2 protein-coding genes and 1 pseudogene are annotated in these 4,677 nt (G+C 62.8%); all 3 read right to left on the bottom strand.

Annotated features, from left to right (window positions below; genetic code table 11):
- A pseudogene (locus A7D27_RS28210) lies at nt 1-263 on the bottom strand (hypothetical protein); the annotation flags it as partial.
- 6 nt (nt 264-269) lie between these two features.
- Nucleotides 270-3,692 (bottom strand): T6SS effector BTH_I2691 family protein, encoded by a 3,423-nt coding sequence (locus tag A7D27_RS26620; protein WP_069566650.1) that lies wholly within the window; start codon nt 3,690-3,692, stop codon nt 270-272.
- Nucleotides 3,693-3,703: 11 nt separating this feature from the next.
- Complete coding sequence (locus tag A7D27_RS26615; RefSeq protein ID WP_069566649.1) at nt 3,704-4,552, bottom strand: DUF4123 domain-containing protein; 849 nt, start codon at nt 4,550-4,552, stop codon at nt 3,704-3,706.
- Nucleotides 4,553-4,677 lie beyond the last annotated feature (125 nt).

Raw genomic sequence — 4,677 nt, 5'->3', positions numbered from 1 at the left:
GGGAAGAAAAAAGCTCCACCCCATGCCAAATCTTCCAAAATCGAAGAATTGCTTTCTGGCGTGAGAAGAACAAAAAAAATTAATACTGCCAAAATCAAAACCATGAGAAACATCAAATTTGCAACCCTCGTATTGTAGGGTCTCGCATTGATTCTCCACTCCAACAACACCGGCTCATCCGGGTGAGCCCACTGGTGGTTCTCGGGGAGTTCGACCGGGCGATTCCAGCGGAGCAGGCTGCGGATTACGGCAAGGTCATTCATTGAATCTCAACTCCCGTAGGGAACGGTCAGGGGCAGCCAGTAGGTGCACTGACGGGACAAGGCCATGCCTTTCACCGGGGTGGGGTCGAAGGGGTCGCTCTTGAGTTCAGCCTCATCGGCCTCAACATCGATGGCCAGGCGGAACAGGTACCCCTGGCCCCGTAGGTTGGCCAGAAACTGCTGCGGGTAGATCACCTCCAGCTCCAGCTCGGGTTTGCCGGGGTGGCTGACCCAGGCCTGCCAGAGGCGGTGGGTGTCTCCAGCCTGGTAACGGGTGTCCGTTGTTAGAGCGCCTTGGGGCGGCTTGCTCGGCGGGTTGCCGTAGGCCGAGACGGGTGCCCAGTGGCCTGCCTGGAAGCGCTGGTAGAAGTCCGGCCCTGTGCCTTGCCGGAGGCGGTCTTTAGCCACCATGGCCGGTTGCAAGGTCACCTCATGGCCGGCCAGCTCGGCGGGTACCAGCACCTGCACCCAGAAGCCTGTGTAGGTGCGGGGGCCCCGGTCGTAGTAGGGCAAGGCGGTGGCCCGGGCGACCACGCTGGGGCGCAGGCAGATTTCGCTCAGGGCGTTCAGTTCGTGCTTGTGCTGATCGTCGCTGTGGTCCCACCTGGGGGCCTTGCCCCAACTGCAGAGGTAGAGCCAGCGGCGCAGGCCCTCACGCTTGAAATGGTTGGCGGCCAGGCTGACCAGCAGATAAAGAACCCCCAACACAGCCACAATCAGGGTGATAGGGGTGGACATGACCCAGGCGAAGCCGAACCAGAAGCCCAAGCCGCTGCCGATAAGTTGGACGCCTGACATTAGAGCCATCCCTCCCAGAGCACCCAGCTTCATTTTCAGAAGAACTGCCTCCTCCTGGCTTGTGGCACTGCCGACATCCTGATGTACCTGCCACGCCTCCACACCCGCCGCAATAGCGCCGAAAGCGGCCATGCCCATGGTGCGCAGGATCAAGCGACGGGCCAACGTGGCATAGCCGGGGTTTCTCGACGCCCAGGAGGTCACCCCCGCTTTGGCCAACTGGGTTGTACGTCCGCGTATGTTCCCTTCCAACTTCGCCCACTTGTTCCAGGCCGGCACGGTCCAGAGGGCCATCAGGGCGTTGGCGGTATAGGCCGCGTTGGCACTGACGGTGCGCAGCTCGGCGGCGGTGAAGATGCCGTCGCGCTTGGCGTTTTCCAGGCTGTTGAGGGTGTTCCATACGTTCAGCCCGGCGACCAGGACCGGCAAGCTGCCCCCCAGCTCGCGGTTGAACCACTTTTGAGCGCGTGCGGCATAGGCGGCTGCATTGCGTGCCTTGAGCTGTAGCTGATCGAGCAGCTCGCTCTGGCCCAGGGTGGCCAGCAGGTAGGTGATTTCTGTTGCATTCACCTGGGTCAGGCGGGTGGTGGTGTGGATGGCACCGGTGACTTCATGCGGGCGGCGCAGTTCGAGTTCTTGCCGCTGTGCGTGTAGCTGGGCGAGCTGAACCTGTGCTGCACGCTTGTCCACACCTTTGCCTGGGCGCGCGATGACCTGCTGTTGACCGGCCATCTTCTTCAGCAGGGTCTGCATCTTCATTTGCCATGATTGATGCTTCTTTTTGTAGCCCGGATCTTTGATGAGTTGGGTCTGGGTGGAGATCTCCTGGGAGACCAGTACCTGGGTGACGCTGAATGCGAAGATGCGCAGGTTGGGGGCGAAACGTTCGCTCAGAGCGGGCAGCAGGGTAAAGGCGATGGTATTCCAGCTCTGGCTGGCCTTTTGCTCCACCACGTCTCGCAGCGTGTCGAAAGCCGCGCGGACGGGCTCGGAAAGCGCCCGGTAGATCTGGCTGCGTTTGACGCTGGGCAGGTCGAGTACGGCCTTGACCTCGTTGAGGCGGCTGACTTCGCTGGTGGTGTCGGCAATGCCGCCATGGGCCTTGCCACTGCCATCGTCCTGACGTCCGAGGGCGTCGAGGGTGCCGTATCGAATGAAGTTCTCCGAAATCCTGTCCACCATGGACGACAACTCCGGGCTGAAGTTGAAGAGGGCCAGCCCGGCCAGGCTGGTGGGACGCCCGTATTGCTTGCAGAGCCAGGTGCTCCCGGTCTCGCTGGCACCCAGCTGTGAGTAGAGGGTGGCCATGGTCTCCAACAGTTCGGTGGCCTGCTCGGGGTGACAGGGGTCGTAGAAGACCTCTTCAGCGCGGGGGCTCAAGCGCTCCAGCCAGGCCTGCAGGTCCTGCTCGCTGCGTTGACGATGAGCATCCAGCCGTTCGGCTTGCTGGCTCTTTTCGTCCAGAAAGAGGCTGGCCTCCTCATAACGGACGTCATTGCGCCACAGGCGCTTCCGGTGCCAGTGTTCGACGGCCTGCAGCCAACCCTCCCCGCTGGGGAGGCTGCCCCAGGTCTTGCGAAAGCTTTTCGATTCCCTTTCGAGTGCAGTTGCCTTGTAACCCAAGGTGCCATCGGACCCTGCGTCATGCAGACAGTCAGCGGACCTGTCGAGCAAGGCGTGTGCATCCCTGATGTAGGCCGCTCGTCTTTGGGGGTTCTTGGCAACCTCTTTCGGCATGAAGGGATCGAGCGATACGCCGCACAGTTCCTGCACCAGGGTGGCCGTATGGGTGCTGTTGGCGTGATCGAGCTCATGGGTGAGCAACTCCTGCCAGCGGCCCTGGAGGTTGAGTGCAAGGTCATCGACCACGCCCAGAGGATCATCCAGGGCAACGAACAGGGCGCTGTCCTGGTCCGGCACCTGCCCGAGAACCAGGGCTTCATGCAGCCCCAGCTTGCAGGCGCGCTCGGGGTCTTTATCGAGCTGTGCGGTGACCAGGCAGGTCTGGAAGGCCGGGCTCTTGCCGTCCGTGGAAATGTCGGCGACGGTGCGGCCCAGTTCGCGGAGCGGTGCAGCGTGGCTGGCTTTCAAGGTGGTGCAGTACTGGGAGAGGTCCAGGCTGCGCATCCAGCGCTGCTGCTCTCGTGGGTTGCTGCGCATGCGCTCGCACAGGCGCCACGTCCACTGAACCGGTGAGTAGGCGATCAGCAGGTGACTGCGCTTTGGGTAGAGCAGGTAGGGGCGGGTCTCACCCGGGTTGTGGCGCGTGTCGCGGTTGAGCTGGGCGGCGGTCCATTTGTGGCGGGTGAACTGGTACCCCTTGACCTGGTACTCGTGCAGGGTCTTGTCGGTTTCGTTCCAGACATAGAGCCAGCCGTCACGGAGCTGGCGAAGGGTATAGCTGCGCGTCTTCAAGGCAGGCAGGTGCCGAGTGGGCCAGGTGGCAGGCAGCGGGTTGGGGCCTTGTCTGCTGCCTTTGGGCGGTGACTCGTCGATGGCATAACGCACCGGGAATAGGGCGAACTCCTGGGCCTTGAGCGGGCACTGCCCGCTGGCGTTGGCTGGCTTCTGCTCGAATGCCTGATCGCGCTGGGCACGCTGAAGTTGTTTGTTCTGAGCGGTGGCTGTCATGTGGAGGTCCTTCAGCTGTCCATGCAGTCGTCATCCAGGGCCTGGATGCGCAGTTCCGGGGACAGGCCTGCCGCGTGGGGCGTGCGGGCAAGCCAGTGGTGATAAGGGCTATCGGGGTGCCTGGCAAAGTCATCCCCCCAATGGAGGCAACGCTCGATCCAGATGGCGAGGCTTCGTTCGGTGAACAGCCCCCACTCACTCGCTGCTGCGAGACGCTGATCCATCCAGTCTCCCCACCCCTCCGGCGGGGTTGCGTCCAGGCGTTCGGGGTAGGTGGTTGCCAGCCAGTGGTAAATGCGCTCCTTGAAGCGCCAGCGATGTGCGTCTTCGAGCGCCTGCAACTGAATGTCACCCAGGTGATTGAGGCGACCCGGAAGCGAAATACCCTCAGCGTCGGGGCGGTAGATGCGCCACTCGCGCGCACGTGCTGGTTCCCAGTTGGGAGGCAGCACAGCGACCTGCCAGGCCTCCACCGGCCCCAACACCGTCGTCAGGGCGGATGGCGAGTAGCTGTCGAGCCAGTGCCAGGTCACCAGGGGATCAGCGAAGCGAAACAGACTGTTACTGCCGAAGTTGTCGGTGAGGGTGATGAACTGCGCCAGGTGGCGTGCAACCGCCTTCAACGACGCACGGCTGCGAACCCAACTGGCTTGTCCTTGCAGCACCGGGCTGTCCTGAAACGCTGGCAGCAGGCAGGACGAGCGCTCCAGCTTCACCAGGATGGGGCCCAGCGCCTTCAACTCATCCCAGGGGGTGCCCGTGTAGAGCGGGTAGAGTTCGACATGCCCTTCGCTCTGGTACAGCCATTGGAGGGCATCCTGCTTGAGCACCCCGTCGATCAGCAGGTAGTCGATCGTCATGACTTGGCCTCCTGCTGCCGGACGCGCTCACAGATCTCGCAGCGGGGCGTGGCTCGCAGCAACGCCTGCCGCTGGGCGGCGATCAGCACATCGCCGGCCTTGTCCTTGTCGGCCGGCTTCACCGC

Origin of the sequence: Pseudomonas sp. 1D4 (genome assembly GCF_001728925.1) — a bacterium.
In the GTDB taxonomy this organism is placed as follows: domain Bacteria; phylum Pseudomonadota; class Gammaproteobacteria; order Pseudomonadales; family Pseudomonadaceae; genus Metapseudomonas; species Metapseudomonas otitidis.
The sequence above is the reverse complement of the archived record's forward strand: the minus strand, read 5'-3'. Positions and strand labels throughout refer to the sequence as shown.

Excerpts from the sequence above, each read along its gene's own strand:
- A7D27_RS26620 (WP_069566650.1), bottom strand. The coding sequence starts at position 3,692 with ATGACAGCCACCGCTCAGAACAAACAACTTCAGCGTGCCCAGCGCGAT.
- A7D27_RS26615 (WP_069566649.1), bottom strand. The coding sequence starts at position 4,552 with ATGACGATCGACTACCTGCTGATCGACGGGGTGCTCAAGCAGGATGCC.